The following is a 25682-nucleotide window of genomic DNA, read 5'->3' as shown; positions in this document are numbered from 1 at the left end:
CGGAGCCTCAGTGCCGGTCGGTGAAGGCGCGGCCTTCTTCCAACGTGTAAGTGGGGGTGTAGTCGCTGTCGAGGTTGTGGGTGTGGATGTGGTCCCCGGCCGCGACGGCGGTGGTCAGGCTGCCGATGATGGCGCCGTACTTCAGGATCTTTTCGCCGGCCGGCATGGCGCGGCGCGCCAGCTTGTGGCCCAGGCCCAGCGGCGCGGCGATGACGGCGCTGCCGTCCTCGAGCTGCACGCGGGTGCCGGCGGCCAGGGCGCGGCGCACGATCAGGCAGTTGTCTTCGGGGGAGATCAGCAATAGCTGAGGGTCCAGGGAGGCTTGTCTCGTCATGTTTTTTAGCGCTCGTTGTTTTGCATATAAAAGCAAGTTTCATATCTGTGGTCAACACAGGTTTGCCCTGATTTCTGAAAATCAGGATGAAATTCGGGTAATTACTGAGCATGAATGCCGACATTCCCGTTGCCTGATCTTGGAATTCCCGTATATTTCGTTTTATGAGTGAAAAGTTAGTTTCATAAGACAAATGCGGCGGCACGCAAAAACGCGCCGCCGCCCGGGTTCCCCCCACCGACGAGAAGAGACATGACCCTACGTTTGCAAGACAAGCGGGCGCTGGTCACGGCGGCCGGCAACGGCATCGGCCGCGCCAGCGCCCTGGCCCTGGCGCGCGAGGGCGCCCAGGTCTGGGCCACCGACATCAACGAGGCCGCGCTGGCCGACCTGGCCCGGGAGGCCCGCGAAGCCGGCCTGGACGGGCTGCGCACCCGCGTGCTGAACGTGCGCGACGGCGCCGCCGTGGCCGACTGCGCGCGCGAAACCGGCGCGGTGGACGTGCTGTTCAATTGCGCCGGCTTCGTCCACGCCGGCTCGGTGCTGGATTGCGAAGAGGCCGACTGGGACTTCAGCATGGACCTGAACGTCAAGACCATGTACCGCACCATCCGCGCCTACCTGCCGGCGATGCTGGAGCGCGGCGGCTCGATCATCAACATGGCCTCGGCCGCCTCCAGCGTGAAGGGCGTGCCCAACCGCTTCGTCTATGGCGCCTCCAAGGCCGCCGTGATCGGCCTGACCAAGGCGGTGGCGGCCGACTTCGTGGCGCGCGGCATCCGCTGCAACGCCATCTGCCCCGGCACGGTCGAGTCGCCCTCGCTGCGCGAGCGCATCGCCGCCCAGGCGCGCCAGCAGGGCAACGACGAGGCCGCGGTGCGCGCCGCCTTCGTGGCGCGCCAGCCGATCGGCCGCGTTGGCCGGGTCGAGGAGGTCGCGGCGCTGGTGGTCTACCTGGCCAGCGACGAATCCGGCTTCACCACCGGTACCATCCAGGTTATCGACGGCGGCTGGTCCAACTGACCCGCCGGCCCGCTTTCTTTTCCTTCAAGGACTCCGCATGAAACTCGTACGCTACGGCCAACCCGGCCAGGAAAAACCCGGCCTGATCGACGCCCAGGGCGCCCTGCGCGACCTGTCGGGCGTGGTCGCCGACATCGACACCGCCGCCATCGCCCCGGCGACGCTGGCCCGATTGGCCAAGCTCGACCCCGCCAGCCTGCCGCGCGTGGACGGCGCGGTGCGCTACGGCTGCCCGGTCAACGGCGTGGGCAAGATCGTCTGCGTCGGCCTGAACTACGCCGACCATGCCGCCGAGTCGGGCCTGCCGGTGCCGGCCGAGCCGGTGCTGTTCCTCAAGCCCAGCTCGTCGCTCAGCGGCCCGGACGATCCGGTGATCATCCCGCGCGGCTCGGTCAAGACCGACTGGGAAGTGGAACTGGGCGTGATCATCGGCAAGAGGGCGTCGTACGTGGAAGAGAGCGAGGCCATGGACTACGTGGCCGGCTACACCGTGGTCAACGACGTGTCCGAGCGCGAATACCAGATCGAGCGCGGCGGCCAGTGGGACAAGGGCAAGGGCTGCGACACCTTCGCGCCGGTCGGCCCGTGGCTGGTGACGCGCGACGAGATCGCCGATCCGCAGGACCTCGACATGTGGCTGGAGGTCAACGGCCACCGCTTCCAGAACGGCAGCACCCGCACCATGGTGTTCGGCGTCAAGACGCTGGTCAGCTACATCAGCCGCTTCATGTCGCTGATGCCGGGCGATATCATCAGCACCGGCACGCCGCCGGGCGTGGGCCTGGGCCAGAAGCCGCCGGTGTACCTGAAGGCGGGCGACGAGATGCGCCTGGGCATCGCCGGGCTGGGCGAGCAGCGCCAGGCCCTGCGGGCCTGGACCCGGGCCGAATAAAATCGGGTTTCAATCCAACGCCGACGCCATGACCGCTTCCAAGATTTCCCCCGCCGATTCCACTCCGACCGAGGCCGACGCCGCGGACTCGCCGGGCGCGCAACGCTACGCCGCGCCCGCCCTGGAAAAGGGCCTGGACATCCTGGAGGCGCTGGCGGCCAGCCCGGCCGGCTATACGCTGGCCGAGCTGGCGCAGAAGATCGGCCGCAGCGTCAGCGAGATCTTCCGCATGGCGGTCACGCTGCAGCGGCGCGGCTTCGTGCAGGTCGACGACAACGACCGCTACACGCTGACGCTGAAGATGTTCGAGCTGGCGCACCGCCAGCAGCCGCTCAAATCGCTGGTGAGCGTGGCGCTGCCGCTGCTGCGCGAGCTGGCCAACCGCGCGCGCCAGTCCTGCCACCTGGCGGTCTACCAGGCGGGCCGGGTGGTGGTGATCGCGCAGGTCGACAGCCCCGAGCGCTGGTCGTTCGGCCTGAAGGTGGGCGTGATGATGGGCCTGACCGATACGTCCTCGGGCCACGTGCTGCTGGCCTTCCGCGACGAGGTCGAGCGCACCCGCATGCTGGCGGCGCACATCAAGGTCGAAGGCGAGCTGGAGTCGGATCCGGGAGAACTGTTCCCGATCCTGGCGGACGTGCGCAAGAACGGCTGCGCCTGCATGGCCAGCCGCCAGATCCGCGGCATCACCAACGTCGCGTATCCGGTGATGGGCGTGGGCAACCACGTCATCGCCGCCATCAACGTGCCGCACATCGAACGCATCGACCGCAAGGAATCGCCCAGCATCGCACAGGTGCAGGAGATCGTCGGCAACGTCGCCAAGCGGCTGTCGACCCTGATGGGCTACAGCGGCTACCTGCCGGAACAGGCGTAGGAGCGGCAACGGCGTGAGCGGGGCGGCGCGCGCCGTCTTCGCCGACGCCTACAGCGCCCGCACCGGCACGCACAACTCGCACACGAAGCGCCCGCTGGCCGGATCCTGGTCGGCGGGCCGGAAGCGCTCGAACAGCGGCCGCTCGTCGCATTGCAGGCCGCTGCCCGGCAGCCATTCGCGGCACAGCGTCATCCAGGCGTCGGCGATCCGCGCGGGCGGCGCATTGAACGTGGCGGCCGCATAGCGGCCGCCGGGCAGCGTCGTGAGCAGCGCCTGGCCGCTCGGCTGGAAGCCCTCGGGCACCTCGACGCAGGCGTCATAGCGGCACTTGGCCGGCGCGGTGATGGCCGGATCGTCATGGCCGACGCCGAAGCACTCGGCATTGTCCAGGCCATGCGACAGCATCCAGGGCCTGACCACGCCGCGCCAGAAGTCGCCGATGGCGGGGCCGTAGGGACCGATCTTGCGCAGGTAGGCGACGCGGGTCGCGGGCAGGTCGATGAGTCTGACTTCCATGGTGGGCTCGCTGAAGGAAACGGAGCCGTCATGGTCGCGGGATTGCCCGTCCGGCGCCTGACCGGGCTTGCGGTCGGCCTGATCAGGATTGCTGTCCGCGCCGCGCCGGCGCAGGCGGCGCTCCTGGATGTCGGCCAGGCGGCGGGCGTCGGCGCCAGCGCGCCAGGCCGTGGGGGTGCTGCCGAACTTCTGCTTGAAGGCCCGCGCGAACGCTTCGCCGGAGCCGAAGCCGGTGGCCAGCGCGATGTCGAGCACGGCGTCGGCGGGACGGCAGCACAGCAGGAAGGCGCCGTATTCCAGGCGCCGCCGGCGCGCGTAGTCGCCCAGCGTTTCGCCCATCCAGGCGGCGAACACGCGATGGAAATGGAAGCGTGAGAAATTGGCCACGTCCGCCAGCTGCGCCAGGTCGAGCGGCGCGTCCAGGTGGCGGTCGATGTGGTCCAGCACCCGGTTCATGCGGCGCGCGTACTCGGCGCGGTGCAACGGCGAGGAAGAGGCGGAATCGGTCACGGCACGCGGCGGGAAAAGGGGAGGAAAGGCCAGGCGCGCCGGAAGGGGCGCCTGGCCGCGACTATAGATGATGGGACGCGGCCGCGCACGCCGCTACACCGCGTACACCACGCGATGCGCTTCCGTCGGCAGCGGCAGGTCCCAGCGGTGCAGCATGCCCAGCAGGGCCTTGTTCGGCAGCGACGAGTCGCGCCGGGCATTGCGCCGCAGCAGTTCGGCGCGCGGCTGTTCCAGGTACACCAGCTCGACCTCGGCGTGGTACGCGTACAGCAGGTCCAGCGTCTTCTTGCGCATCAGCGGGGTCAGGTTGGTGGCGTTCCAGACGAATGGCCGCCGCTGGCGCAGCAGGGTCTTGGCCTGGTCGATCGCCAGGTGCGCCACCTTGCCCTCGTTCTTGCCGTGCGGCAGGCCGAGCGCCTCGCGCGCATCGTCGAACGACACCACCGGCAGGTCGGGGTGATGCGCCGCCACCCAGCTGTTCTTGCCGCTGGCCGGCAGGCCCGACATCACGATGACGCGCGAGCCGGGCTCCTGGAACAGGGCGTAGTCGGGATGCACGTCGGCGCCGCGAAAGTAGCTGACCGCGGTGTGCGCATCGGCAAAACGCCGCGGCTGGCCGTAGCAGTCTTCCTCGCGGGCCGCTTCGCGGAACAGCGCGATGTTGTCCAGCACCTGCTGCTGGTCTTGGCAGATGCGGCCGCGCATGTCGGCCTCGGCCAGCATCGCCAGCAACGGAATGCTCAGTTGCCACGACAGCTCGCGCACGATGAACTCCACCGATTTGCCGCGGCGCGAGCCGGACAGCGCGAAGAACGGCACCTGGTGCACGGCGATCAGGCGGCAGACCGCCTCGCGGATGGCGAACGGCACGCCCGCGTCCCACAGCGCGATGCGCGCGTCGATCGCGCCCCGGGCGGAATGGCCCAGTTGCGAGATGGCGCCGCTGACCGGGTCGATCACCGTGGTGCCATGCTTGGCGATGTCGTGCAGCAGCGCCGCCAGGAACACGATCTCCTGATCGGCGCGGCGGGCCGCCTGGTACTCGGGCAGCGCCAGCAGGGCCTCGACCACCATGCGCGTGTGGGTCCAGACGTCGCCCTCGCCGTGATAGCGCGGATCCTGCGGCGTGACCTTGGCCAGCTCCAGCGCCGGAAAGGCCGCCAGGCAGGCCGCGAAGTCCGGCGCCTGGCCGGGGGCGGGCGCCAGGGCCCGCAGTTGTGCGTCGTTCATGATGTCTCCTTGTCGCCGCGCAGCGTGTCCCAATCCACGCGCGGCCGCGGGGCGTACAGGTCGACGCCGGGGGCGAGCTGGTTGGGGACGTAGGGCTGCTCGGAATGGTGTTTCTCGGATGCCAGGATGGCCTGGACGAAGTCGGCGCGCACCCACTTGTAGCGGCCCAGCGTCCTGCCGTCGGCCTCGACCTTGAGGTACAGGCCTTCGGAAAGATCCGACTTGTCGCATTGCTTCCAGGCCAGCGCCAGGTCCAGTCCTTCGCGCCGCACGGTGGCCTCGAACGCGTCGCGCCACCGCGCCGTCTTGGCCAGCGACGGCCGCAACAGGGCCTTCAGGTCGGCCAGGCGCGCGGGCGCGAGGCCTTCATACAGCACCGGCACCGACAGCACCGGGCCGCCAGCCAGCAGCGCGCGCCGCGCCGCGGTGGACAGGAAGTCGCCAGTGCGGCGGTCGAGCACGTCGAACTCGAAGAAGTGATGCGGCAGCGCGTCGTAGAACACCGAGTGTTTCTTGGACAGCGTCTCGCCATACATCACGTAGCGGTCTTCGAGCCGTTGCAGCAGCCAGTCGGCGTGGGCCTGGGCCCAGGCCTTGATGAAGTTGAACTGGCGCTCGCGTCCGCCGCCCACCAGGTAGTGGCCGCGCGATTGCAGCAGCAGTTCGCCCGCGGCGCTGAAACTGATGCCGGTGTTGGCGCCATCCAGTTTCTCTTCCACCACCAGGTGCAGGCCGCGCAGGTCGCGGTAGGGCACGTGGTCGTGGCCGTGGTCGCCCTCCTGCAGCCGCGAACCTTCGAGGTGCGGGGTGCGGGGATAGCGGAACAGTTCAAGGGATTGCGCACAGGCGCGGAAATCCGGTGTCATGGGTCTTCTCCAGGAAAAGTGGGGAAGCCGACGACACGGTCTTACGGGGGAGGAAAGCGAGGGGATGTGTTGCGCTTTCCGGAACCGCGCCTGCCGCGTGTTGGGCTCAAGACCTGCAAAGTCGAGCCACGAGAATGGGCAGGCTGACCGCGATTACCGGAAGGTAGTCGTCGGCGTTCAGGCGAATTGACGAATGGCAGACACGTTGGCACCCGGAAAGAAAGGGGTTGTCGAAAAGCAAGGGCGCATCCTAAGGCAACGGTGACGACGCTGTCAACGCCGTGTCCGCCGGGTGTTGCCCGGCGGACACGCGGCGCGGCGGCCAGATCCGTGCCGGCATGGCGTGGCGCTGGACCCCATTGCCGTATCACGGCGCTATCACATTTCTATCACATTGGTGATAGCTTCATGTCACAGCCGCGTCACCTGCAGCACCGCGTCGGCGAAGGCCTGGGGCGCTTCCTGCGGCAGGTTGTGGCCGATGCCGCCAGTGACGTCGACGTGCCGGTATTTGCCGGTGAACTGGCCGGCGTAGGCGGCGGGCGCGGGGTGTGGCGCGCCGTTGGCGTCGCTTTCCAGCGTGATGGTGGGCACCGCGATCTTCGGCGCCACGGCCAGGCGCTGTTCCAGCGCGTCGTAGCGCGCTTCGCCGTCGGCCAGGCCCAGTCGCCAGCGGTAGTTGTGGATGACGATGGCGACGTGGTCGGGGTTGGCGAACGAGCGGGCGCTGCGCGCATAGGTGGCGTCGTCGAAATGCCATTGCGGCGAGGCCAGTTGCCAGATCAGCTTGTTGAAGGCGTCGACGTTGGCGGCGTAGCCGGCCGCGCCGCGCTCGGTGGCGAAATAGAACTGGTACCACCACTGGAACTCGGCCTGCGGCGGCAGCGGCTTGCGGTTGCCGGCCTGGCTGCCGATCAGGTAGCCGCTGACCGACACCAGCGCCTCGCATCGCTCGGGCCACAGCGCGGCCATGATGTTGGCGGTGCGCGCGCCCCAGTCGAAGCCGGCGATCACGGCCTTGTCGATCTTCAGGGCGTCCATCAGGGCGATGATGTCGACCGCCACCACCGCCTGCTCGCCGTTGCGGGCGGTATCGGCCGACAGGAAGCGGGTGGAGCCGTAGCCGCGCAGGTACGGCACGATGACGCGGTAGCCGGCGGCGGTCAGGCGCGGCACCACGTCGATGAAGCTGTGGATGTCGTAGGGCCAGCCGTGCAGCAGGACCGCGACCGGGCCGTTGGCCGGGCCGGCGTCGACGTAGCCGATGTCCAGGTCGCCGGCGCGGATCTGGCGGATGGCGCCGAAGGTGGCGCCGGCGGCGCTGCGCGCTGGGGCGGGGGCGGTCTGCGCCAGCGCGCTGGCGTTCAGGCCCAGGTTCAGCAGGCTGGCGCCGGCCAGGGCCGAGGTGGTGCCGAGCAGGCGGCGGCGTTGGGTGTCGATGGGGGCGGGCATGGCGAGGTCTCCGAAAGGTTGGGGAAAGGCTGCAACCGGGTTGTAGCCAGCCTCGCGCCGCCGCGGGTGTCGCAATGTACGGCCCGGGCGGGGCGATACATTACGACGCGAATCCGGCCGGCCGGCGCGGCTTGGCCGTCGGGGAAAGACGCTCGTCGATGAATCTTGCGTGACACCTGGTTGTGCATTCGGCGCGGACTTGGCATGATCCGCGCCATGGCAACGGACCCGACCTCCCGCATGACGCCCGCGCGAGCCCGCCGCCCGGGCCGGACCGCCTGGCGGCTGGCCCTGGGACTGGCCGCGCTGGTGGCCGCCGCCTACGCGGCGACCACCGTGATGGAGATCCCGCCGCCGCACACGCTGTGGCGGCTGGAGGTGTCGGCGCCGTCGCGCCGCGGCGACCTGCTGCCGGTGCGGCAGGTGCCGGCTTCCGCCACGCCCTCGGCACTGGCGTCCAGTCCATGGCCGCCGCCGGCGACGGTGCCCTGGAAGGGCGCCGAGATACCGTTCACCCGATTCCTGCAGGACACCGCCACCAACGCGCTGGTGGTGCTGCGCGACGGCCAGCTGGAATACGAGTGGTACCGGCCGGGCGTGCGCGCCACCGACACGCAGTCGTCCTGGTCGATGGCCAAGTCGGTGGTGTCGCTGCTGGTGGGCCAGGCGATCGCGCGCGGCGAGCTGCGCGAGGACGACCGCCTGACCGCGCTGCTGCCCGAACTGGCGGGCGCCGGCGACTACGACCGCGTCACGCTCGGGCACCTGCTGGACATGGCCTCGGGCATCGACGTGTCGGAGAACTACCGCGCCTACTGGCCCTTCACCGGCACCGCGCGCATGTACCTGACGCGCGACCTGGCCGGCTTCGTGCGTGATCATCGCCAGATGCATTTCACGCCGGGCAGCGACGGCGATTACCGCAGCATCGATACCCAGCTGCTGGGCATGGCGCTGACGCGGGTGACCGGCAAATCGTTGGCCGACCTGCTGGCCGAGCGCATCTGGGGGCCGATGGGGGCGGAGTCCGCCGCCACCTGGAACCTGGACCAGCCCGGCGGCGTCGAGAAGGCTTTCTGCTGCCTGAACGCCACGGCGCGCGACTTCGCCCGGGTCGGGCAGCGGGTGCTGGAAGCGGGGCAGGGCGGCGGCCTGGTGCCGGCCGCCTGGGTGGCGCGCATCGCGCATCCGGCGCCGCATGCGGTCGATGGCTGGGGCTATGCCGCGCAATGGTGGCAGCTGGATCCGGCGGGCGGACCGGATTTCGCGGCCGTCGGCATCCACGGCCAGTACCTGTACGTCCATCCCGGCCGGCGCGTGGTGATCGTCAAGCTCAGCGATTACGGCGAGAACCAGGACGAGCGGGAGACCTATGCCGCGCTGCGGGCGATCGCCGACCGCTGAGGCGACGCCGCCCGGGGTGGCTGGGCGCGATCCCCGCGCCCGCTACAGCAGCCCCGAGGTCAGCGCCTTGAGCGTGGCGGCCGCGCGGGTCGAGCATTCCAGCTTGCGGAACACGCTTTCGACGTGGGTGCGCACGGTGCTGGGGCTGATGTTCAAGGCGCGCGCCGCTTCCTTGTTACTGGCCCCCAGGCTGATCTGCCGCAGCACCTCGAGTTCGCGTTGCGACAGCGGCGAGGCGACCCGGCGCGGAGCGGCGGTCTCGCCGCCCGCCGCGGCGATGGCGGCCTCGGCCACGTCGGCGTCGTAGCGGCCGGCGGCGGCGTCCTGGCGCAGTTGGCGCGCCGCGTCGGCCAGCGCGAACGCCGGACGCCAGGGGCGGTCCTCGAGCAGCGCCTGCAAGCTCACGCAGGTGGCCAGCACGCGCTGCGGCAAGCCCAGGGCCGCGCCCGCCGCGCCGCGGAAATAGCCGCTGCCGTCGAGCCGTTCGTAGGCATACGAAGCCAGCTCGGCGGCCTGGCTCAGGTCTTTGATCTGGCGCGCCGCGCGCGCGGTCCAGTAGGGCATCAGGCGCACCTGCTCCCACTGGTCCGGCGACAGCTTGCCGGCGGTGTTCCACAGGCGGTTCGGCAGCGCGGCGCGGCCGATGCCATGCACCAGCGCGGCGGCCTGCAGTTGCGCCTGCGTCGCCGCGTCCAGCTCCAGCCGCGCGGCGGTGGTCACGGCCAGCGCCGCCACCCGGCGCGAATAGCCGGCCAGCCAGGGCAGCTTGAGTTCGGCCACGTCGGCCAGCAGCGTCAGCGCGGCCGGGGCGCCGGCGCGTTCGCCGGCCAGGTTCCAGTCGGCGCCGTCGGGCGGATCGGCATCGATCCGGTCGAGCCAGGCCGGGCCGTGGCGCACGGCCAGCGCGGCGATGTCGGCGGGATACTTGGCGCCGGCCTGCTGGCGCAGGAAGTCCAGCGCGCTGTCGCGGCCATGGGCGCGGCTGAGGATCTCGAGGTCGCTGGCGGCGTTGACGATGAACGCCAGCGGCGAGACGGCGCCGCCGTCCAGCGCCAGCGGCATGCCCTTGCCATCGTGGCGCTCGAAGGCGTGGCGCAAGCCGGTCACGACCGCGTCGGGCATGCCCAGGCTGACGGCGACGTCGCCGGAAATCTCGCAATGGATCAGCGCCAGCGGCACGATCAGCGACTGCGTGCGCGCGTCCAGCGGCGGCAGGGTCTGCGCCATCATGGCTTCGCGCGAGGCGATGTCGTCGCCCAGCAGTTCGGCGAAGCCGCCGGCGTTGGCGGTGCAGCCGGACCAGCGCAGCAGCGCCACCGCGCGGGCGTGGTCTTGGCCCGCGGGATCCGCGCCGTGCGCCGCGGCCAGCAGGCCCGCCAGGCAGGCGGTGCGGCGCGAATGGTCGGTGGCCCGGCCCATGCTGAGGTCGCCGATGAAGGCCATGGCCAGCACGGCGTCGGTCAGTTCAATGGCGCTATCGGCGATCATGGGGCCAGGCGGGGCGGTAAATGGGGGTGGTGGCAAAAGCGGAGGGGCGCGAGGGCGGGGACCGGCGCATCGGTCAATCATCCGATACCGCGCGACCGGCGGGAAAACGACACTGGCGTCAACCAAGCGCCACGTCGGCGTTTGATCCCGAAAAAGGAATCTCCATGAAGCGCCATATTATCGCAGCCTCCCTCCTGGTCGCCGGCCTGTTCGCGGTGCCCGCCTCGCAAGCCCTGGCCGCCGGACCCGATTCGGCACGCCCCTCCGTCGTGATCGTGCACGGCGCCTTTGCCGACGGCTCGGACTGGGCCAAGGTGGTCGCCCTGCTGCAGGCCAAGGGCGTGCAGGTGCAGGCGGTGCAGAACCCGCTGGAATCGCTGGCCGGCGACGTCGCCGCCGCCAACCGCGCCATCGACAACCAGCCCGGCAAGGTGGTGCTGGTCGGCCACTCGTGGGGCGGCACGGTGATCACCGAGGCCGGCAACCATCCCAAGGTCGCCAGCCTGGTCTACGTGGCCGCGTTCGCGCCCGACGCCGGCCAGTCGGTGGCGACGCTGACCGAAGGCACCCCCAAGGCGCCGGGTTCGGACAGCATCGGCGCCGACAGCCACGGCTGGTTGAGCCTGTCGCCCCAGGGCCTGGCGCGCGACTTCGCGCAGGACGTGCCGGCCGCGCAGGCCAAGGTGATGGCGGCCACGCAAGGCCCGATCAAGGCCAGCGCCTTCGGCGAGCCGGTGTCGACCGCGGCGTGGAAGACCAAGCCGTCGTGGTTCGTGGTCAGCAACCATGACCGCATGATCCTGCCGGCGCTGCAGCACCAGATGGCCAAGCGCATCGGCGCCAAGGTCACCGACCTGCAGACCAGCCACGTGCCGCAGCAATCGCAGCCGGAAGCGGTGGCGCGGGTGATCCTGGACGCGGTGGCGAGCGTGAAGTGAGACGTTCGTGACAGCCCGGTGAGCTGACATCGGGCAGGCATCCATGAACGCCGCGCGTCCGTCGGGACGCGCGGCGTTTCAGCATCCGGAGGCCAGTTGTTCCAGCGGCGCGAGCCGCAGCACGTACAGCGTGCCGCGGCGGCTGGCGATGATGCCTTCGCGGCGCCACTTGGAGAAGATGCGGCTGAGCGTTTCGGCGCGCATGCCGAGCTTGACCGCGATCTGCGAATGACTCAGGGGCAGCGCCAGCGGCTGGTCGGCCTGGGGCTTGCCGGCGCGCAGCACGTATTCGGCCAGCCGTTCCTCGGCCGAGCTGGAGGTCAGCCAGTCGATCTGGTCGGTATGGTGGCGCACCAGGTTGGCGCCGTGCGCCATGACGCGGCAGGCGAAGCGGGCGTCATCCAGGCACAGCTGGCGGAAGGCATCGGCCTGCAGCAGGCAGCCCGTGCCCGCGGTGCGGGCGCGCACGCTGTGCAGGTGGCGCGGCGTGGTCTCGAACAGCGTCAGCGCCGACAGCCAGCCGCCCGGCCCGACGTGGCCGAAGACCTTGTCGCCGCCGTCGGCGGTGTAGCGCAGGCCCTGCACCGATCCCTCGCACACCAGCAGGCACGAGGTCGCGGCCTGGCCTTCCGAAAACAGCGTGTCGCCGGCCTCGAACCGCAGCCAGCGGCTGCGTCCGGCCAAGGCCTCCAACGCCGCGTCGCCGACGCCGTCGAACCACGGATGGCGGCGCAGCGCCGCCGTCAGGAGGGACTTTGACGAATTGACAATAGTCATTTGAGGGAGCGGCCCCGCCGCTTAGAATTAAATAAGATTGATTCTTATTTGTAATGGTACCACCGCGTCGTCCGGCCAGGCCGGCCGGCGCCCGTAGACCCTCATTCCCCATGGCTATCCGATTCCTGTGCAGTGCCGCGATCGCGGCGCTGGTCCTGTTGCCGCCTGCCGTCCTGGCGGCGCCCGTCGCCTTTACCGACATGCTGGGCAACCCGGTGCCGCTGGCCGCGCCCGCGAGCCGCGTGGTCACGCTGCCGATGCCCGCCGGCTCGCTGCTGATCTCGCTGGATGGCGGCGCGCAGCACCTGGCCGGGATGCACCCCAATGCCCATGAACTGATGAAGGACGGCCTGCTGGCCCGCATCTTCCCTGCGCTCGCCGCCGTTCGGACCGACATCACGCGGTCCGGCTTCGCGCCCAACGTCGAAACGCTGCTGCGGATCCAGCCGGACCTGGTGTGGCAGTGGGGGCACATGGGCGACGACCTGATCGCGCCGCTGCGCAATGCCGGCCTGCCGGTGGCGGCGCTGCTCTATGGCAACGAGGCGCGCACCCGTGAATGGATCCGGTTGATGGGCCTGTCGCTGGGGCAGGAGGCGCGCGCCTCGGCGCAACTGGCGTGGCGCGACCAGGTGCGCGCGGACATCGCCAAGGTGACCCACGGCCTGCGGCCGGACCAGCGTCCGGGCGTGCTGTACCTGGCGCGCTACGCGCCGCAGCTGCGCGCCTCGGGCGCCGGCACCAGCTTCGACGATGACATCCGCCTGGCGGGCGGCCGCAACGTGGCGGCGGCGATCGGCAGCGGGCAGACCATCAACATCGAACAGCTCATGGCGTGGGCGCCGGACGTGATCCTGCTGAACAACTTCGAGCCGGGGCTGACGCCGGCCATGCTGTACCAGGATCCGTTGTTCGCCGACATCCCGGCGGTGCGCAACCACCGCGTCTACAAGATCCCGGCCGGGGGCTATCTGTGGGATCCCCCCAGCCAGGAATCGCCGCTGTACTGGCAATGGCTGAGCCAGCTGCTGCACCCGGACCGCTTCGACTGGCCGCTGCGCGAACACATCGCGCAGGCCTACACGCGGCTTTACGGTCAGACGCCCGACGCGGCGGATATCGACACCGTGCTGCACGCGCGGCAGAACCAGGGAGCGACCGGCTATGACCGCCTGCGCTGAATCCGTGCCGCTCGAGGCGGGCGTGGCGCGCCGCCGCCTGGCCTGGCCGTGGCTGCTGATGGCGCTGGCGTTGCCGGCGTCGATGCTGGCGGCGTTGTGCGTGGGGCGCTATCACTTGCCGCTGGCGCATGTGTCCAGCGTGCTGGCGGGGCTGGCGCTGCCCGATGGCCTGGCCGGCTGGCTGCCGGCCGTCAGCGGGGCCGAGCAGCGCGTGGTGCTGCAGGTGCGGCTGCCGCGCGTGCTGCTGTCGGTGCTGGCCGGCTCCAGCCTGGCGCTGTGCGGCGCGGCGCTGCAGGGCGCGTTCCGCAATCCGCTGGTGGGGCCGCAGATCCTCGGCATCTCGTCCGGCGCGGCGTTTGGCGGCTGCGCGGCGATCCTGCTGTTCTCGTCGCTCTGGGCGACGCTGGGGCTGGCCTTCGCCGGCGGGCTGCTGGCGGTGGCCATCGTCTATCTGCTGGGGCGCTCGCAGGGGCGCACCACCATCCTGATGCTGGTGCTGGCGGGCGTGGTCACCAGCGCCTTCTTTTCGGCGCTGATCTCGCTGGCCACGTACTTCGCGGATCCCAACGACAGCCTGCCGGCGATCGTGTTCTGGCTGATGGGCAGCTTCGCCACGGCGTCCTACGTCAAGCTGGCCGCGGCCGCGCTGCCGATCGTGGCGGGCATGGGCCTGCTGTATGCGCTGCGCTTTCGCATCAACGTGCTGTCGCTGGGCGACGAACAGGCCAGCGCCATGGGCATCGCGGTCGAGCCGCTGCGCTGGCTGCTGCTGGGCTGCGCCACGCTGGTGGTGTCGGCCAGCGTGGCGGTGTCGGGCACGGTCGGCTGGGTCGGGCTGGTGGTGCCGCACATCGCGCGCATGCTGGTCGGCCCCGACCATCGCGCGCTGCTGCCGGCCAGCGCGCTCATCGGCGGCACCTACATGGTGTGGGTCGACACGGTGGCGCGCAGCGCCACCAGCGCCGAGATTCCGCTCGGCGTGATCACCGCGCTGATCGGCGCGCCGCTGTTCGCCTGGCTGTTGCGCCGCACGCAGGGCGGGGGAGCGCACCATGCTTGAACTCGATCGCCTGGCGGTGCAGGCCGGCGGCCGCCGCCTGCTGTCGGACCTGTCGCTGCAGCTGCGGGCCGGACTGATCCTGGCGGTGCTGGGGCCGAACGGCCGCGGCAAGACCTCGCTGCTCAAGACCCTGCTGGGCCTGCGGGCACCGGCCGCCGGCACGGTGCGGCTGCAGGGCCATGCGGCCTATGTGCCGCAGCGCACCGACGCGCTGTTCGCCTACGACGTGCTGGCGATGGTGACGATGGGCCGCGCCCGCCACTTGCGTTGGTATGCGTCGCCCGGCCCGCGCGATCGCCAGATCGCCCGCGACTGCCTGCGGGCCGTGGGGCTGGAGTCTTTGGCCGAGCGGCCGTTCCAGGCCTTGAGCGGCGGCCAGCAGCAACTGGTGTGCATCGCGCGGGCCATGGCCAGCGCCAGTTCCCTCATCGTGCTCGACGAACCGGGCGCGGCGCTGGACCTGCGCAACCAGGACATCATCCTGTCGCTGCTGCGCCGGCTGGCGCGCGAGCAGGGCCTGGCGGTGGTGTTCTCGACCCACCAGCCGCAACACGCGCAGCACATCGCCGACCAGACGCTGCTGATGCATGACGACGCCTGCGAAGTCGGCCCCACCGACCGCATGTGCACCGACGAACGCCTGAGCCGCCTGTACCGCATGCCGGTGCGGGTGGCGTCGCTGAGCGGCGAGGCCGGCGAGGTGCGCGGCGTGATTCCTCTTTTCCGTTGATCCATGATGACCTCCATCGTCTACCTGAACCACTGGAGCGGCAACGGCCCCGCCGCGCTCACCGGCGGCGAGCGGCCGCGCGCCGTGGCCGAACCGCTTTACGCGCTGGACCGGCTCGACCTGGCGCGCGTGCGCGCCTTGCTGGTGCCCGCCAACGTCGACCAGCGTTACCTGCTGGGGCAGCAGGGGCGGCTGGAAGCCTACCTGCTGGCCGGCGGCGCCATGGTGTTCAACGGCCACGTCGCCTATCCGTTCCTGCGCTGGCTGCGGCCGTTCGTGCCGGGCGCCGCGCGCGGCCTGGACGGCCTGCGGGTGCATCGCGCCGCCGCGCATCCGGTGTTCGAGGGCGTGGACCCGGAACACCTGACCTTCCGGCGCGGCGTGGCCGGCTTCTACGCCCGCGGCGGCAATCCGCCGCCCGATGGGGCGCGGGTGCTGAACACCCTGGGTCCGCAGGCGCTGGCGGTGGATTGGGTGCTGGCGCTGCCTGGCGGCGGCCGCCTGCTGACGCACAGCGGCAACGACCTGTGGATGTACGCAGGCAGCGCCGACAGCGCCGGGCGCATCGTGCCGCAGCTGTTCGACTGGCTGTGGGGAGACGCGGCATGACATCCGCCATGACTGCGCGCACGCCTGTGATCGCGGCGCTGGACGCCGGCACGTATTACCACCACCGCACCTTCCACACGCCGGAACTGATGCCATATCTCGACCGCCACCTTTACCTGCCGGAGCTGGATGACGCCGCCCTGGCGGGCTGCGATGCCCTGATCGTGTCGTGCCGCACCAATCCGGACCTGCTCGTGCCGCACCGGGAACGCTTCGCCCGCTTCCTGGCGGCGGGCAAGACGCTGGTGGCGATGGGCGAGACCGGCGCGCACCGGTGGCTGGACGGCGTGCGCTGGACCGATTGCGAAGTGAATTTCTGGTGGTGGAAGACGCCGGGCGCCGATTCGGGCCTGCGGCTGGCGCACCCCGCGCACTCGCTGTTTTCCCACCTGACGCTGGCTGACGCCACCTGGCACCAGCACGGCACCTTCACGCCGCCGCCCGGCGCGCGGTCGTTGATCGACAAGGCCGGCGCGGGTTCGGTGCTGTACGAGGACCGCCATAGCACGCCGGGGCGCCTGATTGTGACCTCGCTGGATCCGATGTACCACCACGGCAGCTATTTCATGCCCGCCGCGTCCCGTTTCCTGCGTGGCTTCCTGCCCTGGCTGAAAGCTTCGACTCCCGCCGCCTGATGCGGCTTCGCCCGACCCCTGGTCCTTTCTATCGCGTTCTCGTATGTCACGTCCTTTCCCACTTTCGCCCCTTGCCCGCGCCGGTCTGCTGAGCGCCGCGGCCATCAGCGCGCCGGCGGCCGCCGCCGAGGCGCCGCAACTGCCGGCCATCCAGGTCAGCGCGGAACGTCCGGCCGACGACGGCCGCCTGCAGCCGCTGGGCGCCACGCCCGCGCCCGCCACCATCGACCACGCGGTGACGCAGCCGGTCACCGTGATCGAGCGCCAGGACATCGATCGTCTCAACACCGACAGCACGCTCGACCTGTTGGGCCGCGTGCCCAACGCCACCGTCAGCCGCAGCGGCGGCATCGCCGGCACGATCTTCCTGCGCGGCCTGAACACCAACGACATGCGGGTGCCGATGTTCATCGACGGCGACCGCTTCCGCGGCCGCAACACGCTGCAGTTCATGCTGATCAGCCCGACCGAGATCGAACAGGTCGAGGTGGTGCGCGGCCCGAATTCATCGCGCTTCGGCAGCGACGGCCTGGGCGGCCTGATCAACTTCGTCACCAAGCGCGGTCATGGCAACCTGGATCAGCCGTTCAGCCTGAACGGCGGCGAGGCCTCGGTCACCTATCGCAGCAACGGCCACGGCGTGCAGAGCAACGTGGCGGTAGAAGGCGCGGGCGACGGTTTTGACCTGCGCGTCTATGCCACCGGCCGCCGCGCCAGCAACTACGACAGCGCCACGGGCGAGGTGCCCAACAGCGACTATCGCGGCGCCGGCGGCGGCATCGTGCTGGGCTACATGCCCGACGCCCGCCAGCGCATCGAGGCCAGCGCGCGCGTGGCCTATGTCAAGGATGGCGCCGCCGGCACCGTGCCGCCGTATCCCGCCGCCAGCAGCCGCCGCGATCCCAATCGCGTCAAGCAGGCCCGGCTGGCCTACAGCGGCGAATTCGACGGCGCCATCAGCGCGCTCAAAGCCAGCGTCTACGTCAACGAATTCGATACCTGGATGTCGGCGCGCAACCAGACCAACCCGGCGCGCCTGGTCGAGACCCGCAGCCACGTGGTCGGCCCGGTGGTCTATGGCGGCAGCGTGGCCGCGACGGTGCCGTGGGCCCAGACCATCACCACCTTCGGCCTGGACTTCATGCACGAACGCCGTCCGGGATCGGAAAGCCGCAGCGACATCACCGTGTACCGGCCCAACGGCACCTCGACCACCACCAGCACGCCCTATGCCAAGACCGGCCCCAACCAGTACCAGACCAACGTCGGCGCGTTCGTGACGACGGAATGGAAGCCGGCGCCCAAGTGGACGGTGACCGCCGGCGGCCGCTTCGACTGGTTCCGCTCGGACGTGGGCCTGGATGTGCTGCCATCGCCCAACCTGCTGCCGGCCTTCCGCGCCGCGCAGGACAGCAAGCAGACCGCCACCACCGGCAGCCTGGGGCTGTCGTATCGCGCCACCGACGTGGTCGAGCTGCTGGGCAGCGTGGGCACCTCGTTCCGCATGCCCTGGACGTCCGAGATGTTCAGCGCCGGCTATACCGGCACCAGCTACACCATTCCCAACCCCGAGCTGAAGCCCGAGCGCGGCAGCACCATTGAGGCCGGCACCCGCCTGCACTTCGACACCGCCACCGTCGGCCTGACCGCCTTCCGCAGCGACTACCGCGACTTCCTGGAGAACGCCACCACGACCTACCTGGGCCTGCCCGCAACCCAGCGCCGCAACGTCGGCAAGGTGCGCATCCAGGGGGTGGAGACCGACTGGCGCTGGCAGCTGACGCGCACCGTCAACCTGTACGGCAACGCCAGCTACCTGCATGCCACCAACCGCAACACCGACCGGCCGCTGGCGTCCATCGCGCCGCTCAGCGGCATCGTGGGCCTGCAGTACGTGGGCGCCAACGAGGCCTATGCGCTGAGCGGCGAGCTGCAATGGGCCAAGGGCCAGAGCCGCTACGACGCGCGCACCGAGTACCCGGCCGCGGGCTATGGCGTGGTCAACCTGTATGCGCAGCTGCAACTGGACCGCCTGGGCCTGCCGCAGCTGGGCAATACCCAGTTGGTGCTGGGCGTGAACAACCTGTTCGACCGGGCGTATCGCACCGCCGCCACCTCGTCCAACGTGGCCTATGCCATGACCGACCTGAATCCGCTGTTGGAACCGGGACGCAGCTTCAGCCTGACGCTGCGCACGCGTTTCTGACAGCCATCTTGTCGGCCGGCCGCGCGTCGCGGCCGGCCATTCTTTTATGGAGACCTTCATGACCATCCCGACCATTCCTGCCGGCAGCGAACTGCGCGTGCAAGGCGAACACGGCCCCATTCTGATTCCGTTCGAGGCCGTCATGGCCTACCACGGCCACGGCGCGCTCGCCATGCTGGCGCTGATCTTCCAGGGGCTGCGCGGCGCGCTGGCGCGGCTGGAGGCGGACGATGCGCCGATTCCGCGCGGTGAATTGAGCGTGGTCAGCGGCCACCCTGGACCCGGCGTGCGCGATGCGTTTGAATTTGCGACACGCGCCGTGACCCGCGGCTGTTACCAAGTGGATCTGTCGCTGCCCGAGGCGCGCTACAGTCGGGCGGCGGACAAGTCATACAGTTTCTGGCTGACGCGCGGTCAGCGGCGGGTGCAGGCGGTACTGCGCGAAGGCGTGCTGCCGCCGGAGTTCTTCGCCTTGCTGGGCGATCCGGCGCCGCAAGCCCAGCGTGAGCATGCGCGGCTGCGGGCGCGTATCGCCGAACGGGTGCTGGGACAGGCCCCGGAGGCCTTGTTCGTGTTTCGCGACCAAATGACCGCACACTGAGGGGCGGCGGGCAAGCCGCCGGTGATTTAGGAGCAATCCGATTTCCGGCCCCGCCATGCCTCGATACAGTGGCGCCAAGCAAGTTTCCTGGCTTGGCGCGCGCGCGGAACGGTCGCCGCGGTGGCGCTTTCCGCCCAATTCCGGCGGGGCCTCGTTCTTCGGCCTGTTCGATTGCCACCGCGATGAATGGTGCTCCCGAATTACGCAGTTCCCCTGACGAGCCAGGCACCGCGCCGCCACCGGCGGTCGCGCTGACCCTGGCCGAAGGGCTGAATACCTCGGCATTGTTGTCGATGTGGCTGCTGGCAAGGTCCAGCGAGCCGTTGCGTTCCACGGTGGTGCTGGCGCTGATGCGCACGCATGGCTGGACCAGCCTGCGCGCCTGGCGTCACTGGCGGGGGTATTCCAAGGCGCACATGGCGCGCCGCCTCGACGTCCATCCCTCGACCTATGAGTTGATCGAGGACGGCACCGTCGACCTGGGGCCGTGGCTGCTGCCGGCGGTGGAAAAGCTGCTGCTGGATTGAGGGCGGCGGGCAGGGAACCGTTTGCCCCGCGGTCGGTCTACAGACTACGGCTCAGCCGCGGGCCATTCTCTCGACGGCGCATTCAAGGAAGCTCACATGTTCGGTATTGGAATCGCCCTGGCCATTCTCGGGGCTGTTTGCCTGCACGCCGTCTATGGCACGCATCGGGCCGGTTGCGAGCGTCGCGACACGTATGCGCTGGCAGGCCTGGGGGCCGTGGCGTCCAGTGGCGGTGCCTTGCTGCTGCTCTAGTTTCCCTTCGCCTTCATTCTGCGCCGCGGCCATGCCGCGGCGTTTTCATTTCGCGACCCGGGTTTCGCTCTCCCTGGTCGCGCTGATCGTGCCCTGACGCAATCGCCAACGCGCGTTTTCAGATTTAGGAGCATTCCGATTTCGGCATGAAGTCGCTGCCGATACAGTGCGGTCCATGATGTTTCTTCGTGCGATGCGCGCCCCGGATCGGGGTTGCCGGCCGGTTCGATGGCCCTCGACAGACATCGCGTTCAGCCGCCGCCCACATGCATTAGCCAGGTTCCGGCGCGCAACATCCAGACCCGCGCCGGGCATCGTCACGCGGATATCCAGGCAGGCCGTCGCAGCAGTGGCCGCTGACCATGAATCAGCAAGTGAGCGTATTGTGAAGACCCAACCCTTTGCGGCCGCCAGTCTTGGCGTTCCCACCCACGGCACCGCTGCGCCTCGGTTTGGCGCAGGCATGATGGCGCAGGCCTTTTCCCCGTCGCTGGGCAAGCGTGTTCGAGCGATGTTGCGACTGGCCTGCCGGGTGCTGGGGTTGAAGCGCCGCAAGGGGCTGGGGCTGGCCTTGCTGGGCGCCATGGCGGTGGCGTTGATGGGCGCGGCGCCCGCGCAGGCGGCCAATGGCATTCACATCAACGCGAATGCCAGCGGCCCATGCGTCAGCATCAATGATCCGCAGTCGGTCTATATCGTGGGGGGCAGCACCGACGTGTACCTGCGCGAGAACGTCAACTTCACGGATAACGCGGCGCGCTGCAACCCTGTCAGCGGCGCCGATCAGTATGGCTACATCCTGTTTTCGCCGCGGGTCGACGTTACCGGCGTTGGCGCCACGTCGTTGACGCTGGGGGGGCAATTGTCCGTCAACAGCGGTCTCATCAAATTGGGCGATGACACGACCGGTCTGCGCATCGGCAATTGGAGTACCACGGCCGATCCGCTGGGGCTTTCGATCGGGAACGGCGCGCAGGCACAGAAATGGGGCATTGGCCTGGGCATGCTGGCCCGGGCCACGGGGGCCGAGGCCGCGACGACGGCCGGCAACAATACGCAGGCCTCCGCGAGTTATTCCACCGTGCTTGGCGTCGCCAGCAGTGTCAGTTCCTCGCATGCGAGCGCATTGGGAGCCAGCTCGGTCATCAGGGGGGAGTACGCCGTCGGCGTCGGCCGGTTCGCGCAGACCATCGCCGACAATGCCATCGCGCTCGGCAGGGCCACTGAAGCGCTCGCCGTTGACAGTGTCGTGATCGGCATGAGCGCCTATGGCGCCGACGGGGCGGCTATCGCCCTGGGCGGCGGCTCGCGAACCCAGGCGGCGGTCGCGCCGCAGGGTGTCCTGCTGCTCGGGGTTTCTCCCGCCTTCAGCGCCACGCACCTGGACGGGGTCGTCAGTGTCGGCAGTGTCATTCGGAATCGCCAGGTCATCAACGTCGCGCCCGGCGCGGTCCATGCGCAAAGCACGGATGCGGTGAACGGAGCGCAGTTGTTCGCCGCCTATGACGCGATCAATATCCTGGGCGCGACCGACCAGGCGCAGCAGGCCGCCATGGCCCGCAACGCGGCCGGCCTGGCCGCCGCGCGTGGGGAGCAGGCCGCGACGTCGGCTTCGTTCGCGCGCGCCGTTGGCGGCGGCGCCACCGTCGACGCGCAAAACCGCGTCGTCATGCCTGGTCCGGCGGCCAGCGCGAGCGGCGCGGCGGAGCCGCCCGCCACGGTGCTTGGCGCAGTCGCGGCGCTGGACCGCGGGATCAATCAGCAGGACGAGATGCTGGGAGAAACGTTCGACCAGGGCATGGCGTTGATGGACAAGGCTGATCGTGTGGCATCGCCGTTGCTGGGCCTGGGACCGGACGAAACGGTCGCGGGTCGTATCGACGATGTGAAGAAGGCGTTGCTGATGTGGGATCCGGTGGGTGGCGTCTATACGGCTACGCCGGTGCCCGATGAACAGCGCCGGATCTCGAACCTGGCGGCGGGCCAGGCGGCGACGGACGCGGTCAACAAGGGCCAGCTGGACCAGGCGATCACGGCGTTGCAAGACAGCAGCCTGGTGCGCGAGAGCGATGGCCAACTGCGGGTGGGTCAGGATTCCAGCGCCGCGAGCGTGAATCTCGCCGGTAGCGCGCCGCGACGCGATGCCAATGGCAATCCGGTGGTGGGCGCGGACGGCCAGCCGGAGACAGCCGCGGTGGATCGCCAGGTGACGGGCGTGGCGGCGGGCGTGAACACCAATGACGCGGTCAACAAGGGCCAACTCGACGGCGTGGCGCAAGCGGCCGCGGCGGCGCAAGGCGCGGCGGGGGATGCGCGCCAGGCGGCCGATGCGGCCGGCGCGGCGGCGTCGGCGGCGCAGCGCACGGCGGACGCCGCGCAAGGCGCGGCCGCTGGCGCGCAGCAGGCCGCCACCACGGCGCAAGGCGCCGCCGCGGCGGCGCAGTCGGCGGCCGATAACGCCAACGCCAAGTTGGCCGGCATCGGTGCCGGCGAGACGGTGGCCGGCCGTATCGAGCAGGCGGCCACGGCCGCCACCGATGCCGCCGGGCGCGCCGCCGGGCAGGCGCTGGCCGATGCCTTGGGGGGAGGGTCATCGGTGGGCGCGGATGGCAAGGCCAGCGCGCCGGCCTACGCGATCAGCCAGTTCGGCGCCGACGGTACGCCGGCGCAGGCACGGACCGCGACCAATGTCGGCGACGCGGTGGCGGCGCTGGATGCCAACGTCATCAAGGTCAATGAGCGCGTGCAGGCCCAGGATGCCAGGCTCGCCCCGTTGACGCAGGATCTGGCCGAGCTGCGCGACGACAGCCTGTTGTGGGACCAGGGTGCGCAGGCATTCAGCGCCAGTCATGGCGGCGCGTCGCCCAACCGCATCATCAATGTGGCCGATGGCCAGGCGGACACCGACGCGGTCAACAAAGGCCAATTGAGCACGGTGTCCCAATCCGTGGATGCCGCGGCGGTCGCGGCGGGCGCGGCCCAGTCGGTGGCGGACACGGCCCGGGATGGGGCGAACCGGGCGCAGCAGGCGGCCATGGCGGCGCAGGACACGGCTGCCAGCGCCCGGCAGGCTGCCGAAGCGGCGGATGGCGAAGTCGCCAGGACATGGCAGGCCGCCCAGGCGGCGCAAGGCGCCGCCGGGCAGGCGCAGCAGGAGGCCGCCTCGGCGCAAGGACGGGCAACGGATGCGCAACAGCGCGCCGAGACGGCTCGGCGCGCGGCCATTGACGCCGGGCAAGCCGCCGGTTCCGCGCAAGAGGCGTCGGCGCAAGCCCGCGATCTCGCCAGCGCGGCGCAGCATTCGGCCACGGCCGCAAGCGGGGCTGCCGTGGCGGCGGAACAGGCGGCAGGGGCGGCGCGCGTATCGGCCGATGACGCCAGCGCCAGGCTGGCCGGTATTGGCGAAGGCGAGACGGTGGCGGGGCGTATCGCGCAGGCGGCCCAGGCCGCGGTGGCTGCGGCGGGGCAGGCCGCGAGCCAGGCGCTGGCCGGCGTCCTGGGCGGCGGCGCCACGGTGGGCGCGGACGGCAAGGCGAGCGCGCCGGCCTACGCGATCAGTCAGTTCGGCGCCGACGGTACGCCGGCGCAGGCACGGACCGCGACCAATGTCGGCGACGCGGTGGCGGCGCTGGATGCCAACGTCATCAAGGTCAACGAGCGCGTTCTGGCGCAGGGCGCCGACGCCGCGAAGCTGACGCAAGACCTGGATGGCCTGCGCGACGATGGCCTGCGCTGGGACGCCGCTGGCGGGGCATTCAATGCGGCGCGCGAGGATGGCTCGTCCAACCGGATCGTGCAGGTGGCGGCGGGCGTGGCCGCCTCGGATGCGATCAATCTGGGGCAGGTGGCGTCGGTGGCGGGCACCGTCGCGGCGGCGGCGGACGTGGCGGGCACGGCCCGGCAAACCGCGGATGCCGCGCAGGTCGTGGCGTCGGCGGCCGCGCAGTCCGCCGACACCGCGCAAAGCGCGTCAGCCGCCGCGCAACGGTCGGCCGATGCGGCCAATGCCAAACTGGTCGGCATCGGCGAGGGCGAAACAGTGGCCGGGCGCATCGCGCAAGCGGCGGCGGCCACCAACCAGTCGCTGGCCGATGCGCTGGGCGGCGGCGCCGCGATCGGCGCGGACGGCGCCTTGCAGGCGCCCGCGTACGCGGTGACCGCGATCGGTCCGGACGGGCGGGCGCAGGCGCCGGCCACGGCCGCCGGCAATGTGGCTGACGCGGTCAGACAGCTGGATGCGAGCGTGGTGGCGGTCAACGACAACGTCAACAAGGTCGGCGCCGACGTGGCACAGGTGCGTGACCAGCTGGACGCGGGTGAATTGGGCCTGGTGCGGCAGGACGCGGCAACGCGTGACATCACGGTGGCGCGGCAGGCCGACGGCACGCGGGTGACGCTGGCGGGCACGGACGGCGTGCGCACGCTGTCCGGGGTGAAGGAAGGCGAGGTCAGCGCGGCCAGCACCGAGGCGGTGGTGGGGGCGCAGTTGTTCCGGGTGAACCAGGACCTGCTGGCCAACAGCCAGGCGGTGGGCGATCTGGAGGCCCTGACCGGCCAACAGGGCGTGACGCTGACGGCGTTGTCGGATCGGGTGGACAGCGGCAATGTCGGTCTGACGCGGCATGACCCGTCGGGCAACCGGGTGACGCTGGCGGCCGACCGGGGCGGCGATACGGTGGATGTGTCGGGCACGGATGGCGCGCGGCGGGTGACCGGCCTGCGCGATGGCGACATCGCGGCGGGCAGCACCGACGCGGCCACGGGCGGGCAGTTGCACGCCGTGACAGAACGCATCGACCAGCTCGATGCGCAAGCCGCGGGCATCGCGATCGACAGTCGTGGCGATGGCAGCGACCGTGCGCAGGTGAAGGCGGGCGGCCGCGGCGTGGCGGTGGGCGCCAGCGCGCAGGCCATGGGCGATAACAGCGCGGCGGTGGGCGCGGATGCGCGGGCCGCGGGCGCCAATGCCACGGCGATGGGCGCCAATGCCGCGGCGCAAGCGGCGGGCAGCACGGCCGTTGGCGCCAACGCCACGGCGAGCGCGCCAGGCAGCGTGGCGCTGGGCGAGGGCGCGCAGGCCACGCGCGCCAACACGGTGTCGGTGGGCGCGTCAGGCGCCGAACGCCAGGTCACCAATGTCGCCGCGGCCACGCACGGCACCGATGCGGTCAACCTGCGCCAGGCGATCCAGCTATCGCGCCAGGATGCGAACCAGGCGCGTCAATTGGCCAACCGCCATACCGACAGCCGCATCGGCCAACTGCGGCGCGAGACCCGCGCCGGGGTGGCGTCGGCGATGGCAATGGCGGCCTTGCCCGCCACCTCGACGCCGGGCAAATCGATGGTCGCCATGAGCGCCTCCAGCTATGGCGGCCAATCCGCCGTCGCGGTCGGGGTGTCGGCGCGCTCGCGCAGCGGCACCTGGGTCTACAGGCTGTCGCTCTCGGGCGCCGCGGGCGGCCAGACCGGCGCCTCCGCGGGCCTGACCTATGCCTGGTGAGGCGGGTTTGCGGATTTCGGAGCATTCCGATTTCGGCGGCCGTCTCGCATCGATACAGTGCAGTCATTCCCAGG

At 70.5% G+C, this 25682-nt stretch carries 22 protein-coding genes; 14 read left to right on the top strand and 8 right to left on the bottom strand.

All coding sequences use genetic code 11. From position 1 onward, the window contains the following. Positions 1–7 precede the first annotated feature (7 nt). Positions 8–334: a UxaA family hydrolase gene (locus tag AC1HFW_RS14565; RefSeq protein ID WP_061073942.1), complete on the bottom strand. Its 327-nt coding sequence runs from the start codon at positions 332–334 to the stop codon at positions 8–10. A 252-nt stretch (positions 335–586) separates the two neighbouring features. Between AC1HFW_RS14565 and AC1HFW_RS14560 the strand changes: the two genes are divergently transcribed. Genes AC1HFW_RS14560 through AC1HFW_RS14550 form a run of 3 tightly spaced genes read left to right on the top strand, consistent with a single transcriptional unit; the run spans position 587 to position 3126 of the window. Further along, positions 587–1357 (top strand): SDR family oxidoreductase, encoded by a 771-nt coding sequence (locus AC1HFW_RS14560; RefSeq protein ID WP_061073943.1) that lies wholly within the window; start codon positions 587–589, stop codon positions 1355–1357. 37 nt (positions 1358–1394) lie between these two features. Continuing rightward, complete coding sequence (locus tag AC1HFW_RS14555; RefSeq protein ID WP_479284055.1) at positions 1395–2249, top strand: fumarylacetoacetate hydrolase family protein; 855 nt, start codon at positions 1395–1397, stop codon at positions 2247–2249. A 28-nt stretch (positions 2250–2277) separates the two neighbouring features. Then, positions 2278–3126 (top strand): IclR family transcriptional regulator, encoded by an 849-nt coding sequence (locus AC1HFW_RS14550; protein ID WP_006390212.1) that lies wholly within the window; start codon positions 2278–2280, stop codon positions 3124–3126. 48 nt (positions 3127–3174) lie between these two features. Here AC1HFW_RS14550 and AC1HFW_RS14545 read toward each other — a convergent pair whose 3' ends face one another. The 4 genes from AC1HFW_RS14545 to AC1HFW_RS14530 form a co-directional block, all read right to left on the bottom strand. Then, positions 3175–4152 carry an AraC family transcriptional regulator gene (locus AC1HFW_RS14545; protein ID WP_479284052.1) on the bottom strand — a complete coding sequence of 326 codons (978 nt, stop codon included), beginning with the start codon at positions 4150–4152 and terminating at the stop codon, positions 3175–3177. Positions 4153–4245: 93 nt separating this feature from the next. After that, positions 4246–5382: an AAA family ATPase gene (locus tag AC1HFW_RS14540; protein ID WP_479284050.1), complete on the bottom strand. Its 1137-nt coding sequence runs from the start codon at positions 5380–5382 to the stop codon at positions 4246–4248. Next, positions 5379–6248, bottom strand: a complete 870-nt coding sequence (locus AC1HFW_RS14535; RefSeq protein ID WP_479284048.1) for an RNA ligase family protein — start codon at positions 6246–6248, stop codon at positions 5379–5381. Before AC1HFW_RS14535 ends, AC1HFW_RS14540 begins: the two co-directional genes overlap by 4 nt. 411 nt (positions 6249–6659) lie before the next feature. Then, a complete protein-coding gene (locus AC1HFW_RS14530; protein WP_479284046.1) occupies positions 6660–7700 on the bottom strand; it encodes an alpha/beta hydrolase in 1041 nt (346 codons plus the stop codon). Positions 7701–7916: 216 nt separating this feature from the next. Between AC1HFW_RS14530 and AC1HFW_RS14525 the strand changes: the two genes are divergently transcribed. Continuing rightward, complete coding sequence (locus AC1HFW_RS14525) at positions 7917–9104, top strand: serine hydrolase domain-containing protein (RefSeq protein ID WP_479284044.1); 1188 nt, start codon at positions 7917–7919, stop codon at positions 9102–9104. 42 nt (positions 9105–9146) lie between these two features. Here the strand turns inward: AC1HFW_RS14525 and AC1HFW_RS14520 are convergent, their stop codons facing one another. Next, entirely contained in the window at positions 9147–10592 is a 1446-nt protein-coding gene (locus AC1HFW_RS14520; RefSeq protein WP_479284043.1) for an HD domain-containing phosphohydrolase, read from the bottom strand. A gap of 164 nt (positions 10593–10756) precedes the next feature. Between AC1HFW_RS14520 and AC1HFW_RS14515 the strand changes: the two genes are divergently transcribed. Further along, positions 10757–11530, top strand: a complete 774-nt coding sequence (locus AC1HFW_RS14515; protein ID WP_061073948.1) for an alpha/beta fold hydrolase — start codon at positions 10757–10759, stop codon at positions 11528–11530. A gap of 78 nt (positions 11531–11608) precedes the next feature. Here AC1HFW_RS14515 and AC1HFW_RS14510 read toward each other — a convergent pair whose 3' ends face one another. After that, positions 11609–12307: a Crp/Fnr family transcriptional regulator gene (locus AC1HFW_RS14510; RefSeq protein WP_061073949.1), complete on the bottom strand. Its 699-nt coding sequence runs from the start codon at positions 12305–12307 to the stop codon at positions 11609–11611. 110 nt (positions 12308–12417) lie between these two features. Between AC1HFW_RS14510 and AC1HFW_RS14505 the strand changes: the two genes are divergently transcribed. The 8 genes from AC1HFW_RS14505 to AC1HFW_RS14470 all read left to right on the top strand — a co-directional run bounded on the left by AC1HFW_RS14505 (position 12418) and on the right by AC1HFW_RS14470 (position 19856). Beyond that, positions 12418–13488, top strand: coding sequence for an ABC transporter substrate-binding protein (locus AC1HFW_RS14505; protein ID WP_479284041.1), 1071 nt, complete (start codon positions 12418–12420; stop codon positions 13486–13488). Then, on the top strand, positions 13472–14548 hold the full coding sequence (locus AC1HFW_RS14500) for a FecCD family ABC transporter permease (protein WP_479284039.1): 1077 nt from the start codon (positions 13472–13474) through the stop codon (positions 14546–14548). Before AC1HFW_RS14505 ends, AC1HFW_RS14500 begins: the two co-directional genes overlap by 17 nt. After that, positions 14541–15278 carry an ABC transporter ATP-binding protein gene (locus tag AC1HFW_RS14495; RefSeq protein ID WP_479284037.1) on the top strand — a complete coding sequence of 246 codons (738 nt, stop codon included), beginning with the start codon at positions 14541–14543 and terminating at the stop codon, positions 15276–15278. The genes AC1HFW_RS14500 and AC1HFW_RS14495 overlap by 8 nt, the downstream gene beginning before the upstream one ends. A gap of 3 nt (positions 15279–15281) precedes the next feature. Beyond that, positions 15282–15887: a hypothetical protein gene (locus tag AC1HFW_RS14490; protein WP_479284035.1), complete on the top strand. Its 606-nt coding sequence runs from the start codon at positions 15282–15284 to the stop codon at positions 15885–15887. Next, a complete protein-coding gene (locus tag AC1HFW_RS14485; RefSeq protein WP_479284033.1) occupies positions 15884–16522 on the top strand; it encodes a hypothetical protein in 639 nt (212 codons plus the stop codon). Before AC1HFW_RS14490 ends, AC1HFW_RS14485 begins: the two co-directional genes overlap by 4 nt. Positions 16523–16565: 43 nt before the next feature. After that, complete coding sequence (locus tag AC1HFW_RS14480) at positions 16566–18728, top strand: TonB-dependent receptor (RefSeq protein WP_479284032.1); 2163 nt, start codon at positions 16566–16568, stop codon at positions 18726–18728. A gap of 58 nt (positions 18729–18786) precedes the next feature. Beyond that, a complete protein-coding gene (locus tag AC1HFW_RS14475; RefSeq protein ID WP_479284031.1) occupies positions 18787–19329 on the top strand; it encodes a hypothetical protein in 543 nt (180 codons plus the stop codon). A gap of 182 nt (positions 19330–19511) precedes the next feature. Further along, on the top strand, positions 19512–19856 hold the full coding sequence (locus tag AC1HFW_RS14470) for a helix-turn-helix domain-containing protein (RefSeq protein ID WP_479284030.1): 345 nt from the start codon (positions 19512–19514) through the stop codon (positions 19854–19856). A 51-nt stretch (positions 19857–19907) separates the two neighbouring features. On the opposite strand, the gene AC1HFW_RS14465 is transcribed toward AC1HFW_RS14470, so the two are convergent. After that, entirely contained in the window at positions 19908–20141 is a 234-nt protein-coding gene (locus AC1HFW_RS14465; protein WP_479284029.1) for a hypothetical protein, read from the bottom strand. Positions 20142–20301: 160 nt separating this feature from the next. Here AC1HFW_RS14465 and AC1HFW_RS14460 point away from each other — a divergent pair, with 160 nt between their 5' ends. Further along, positions 20302–25608, top strand: a complete 5307-nt coding sequence (locus AC1HFW_RS14460; RefSeq protein WP_479284028.1) for a YadA-like family protein — start codon at positions 20302–20304, stop codon at positions 25606–25608. The last annotated feature ends 74 nt before the right edge of the window (positions 25609–25682 follow it).

Source organism: Achromobacter sp. ISS7 (assembly GCF_056523125.1).
The sequence above is the reverse complement of the archived record's forward strand: the minus strand, read 5'-3'. Positions and strand labels throughout refer to the sequence as shown.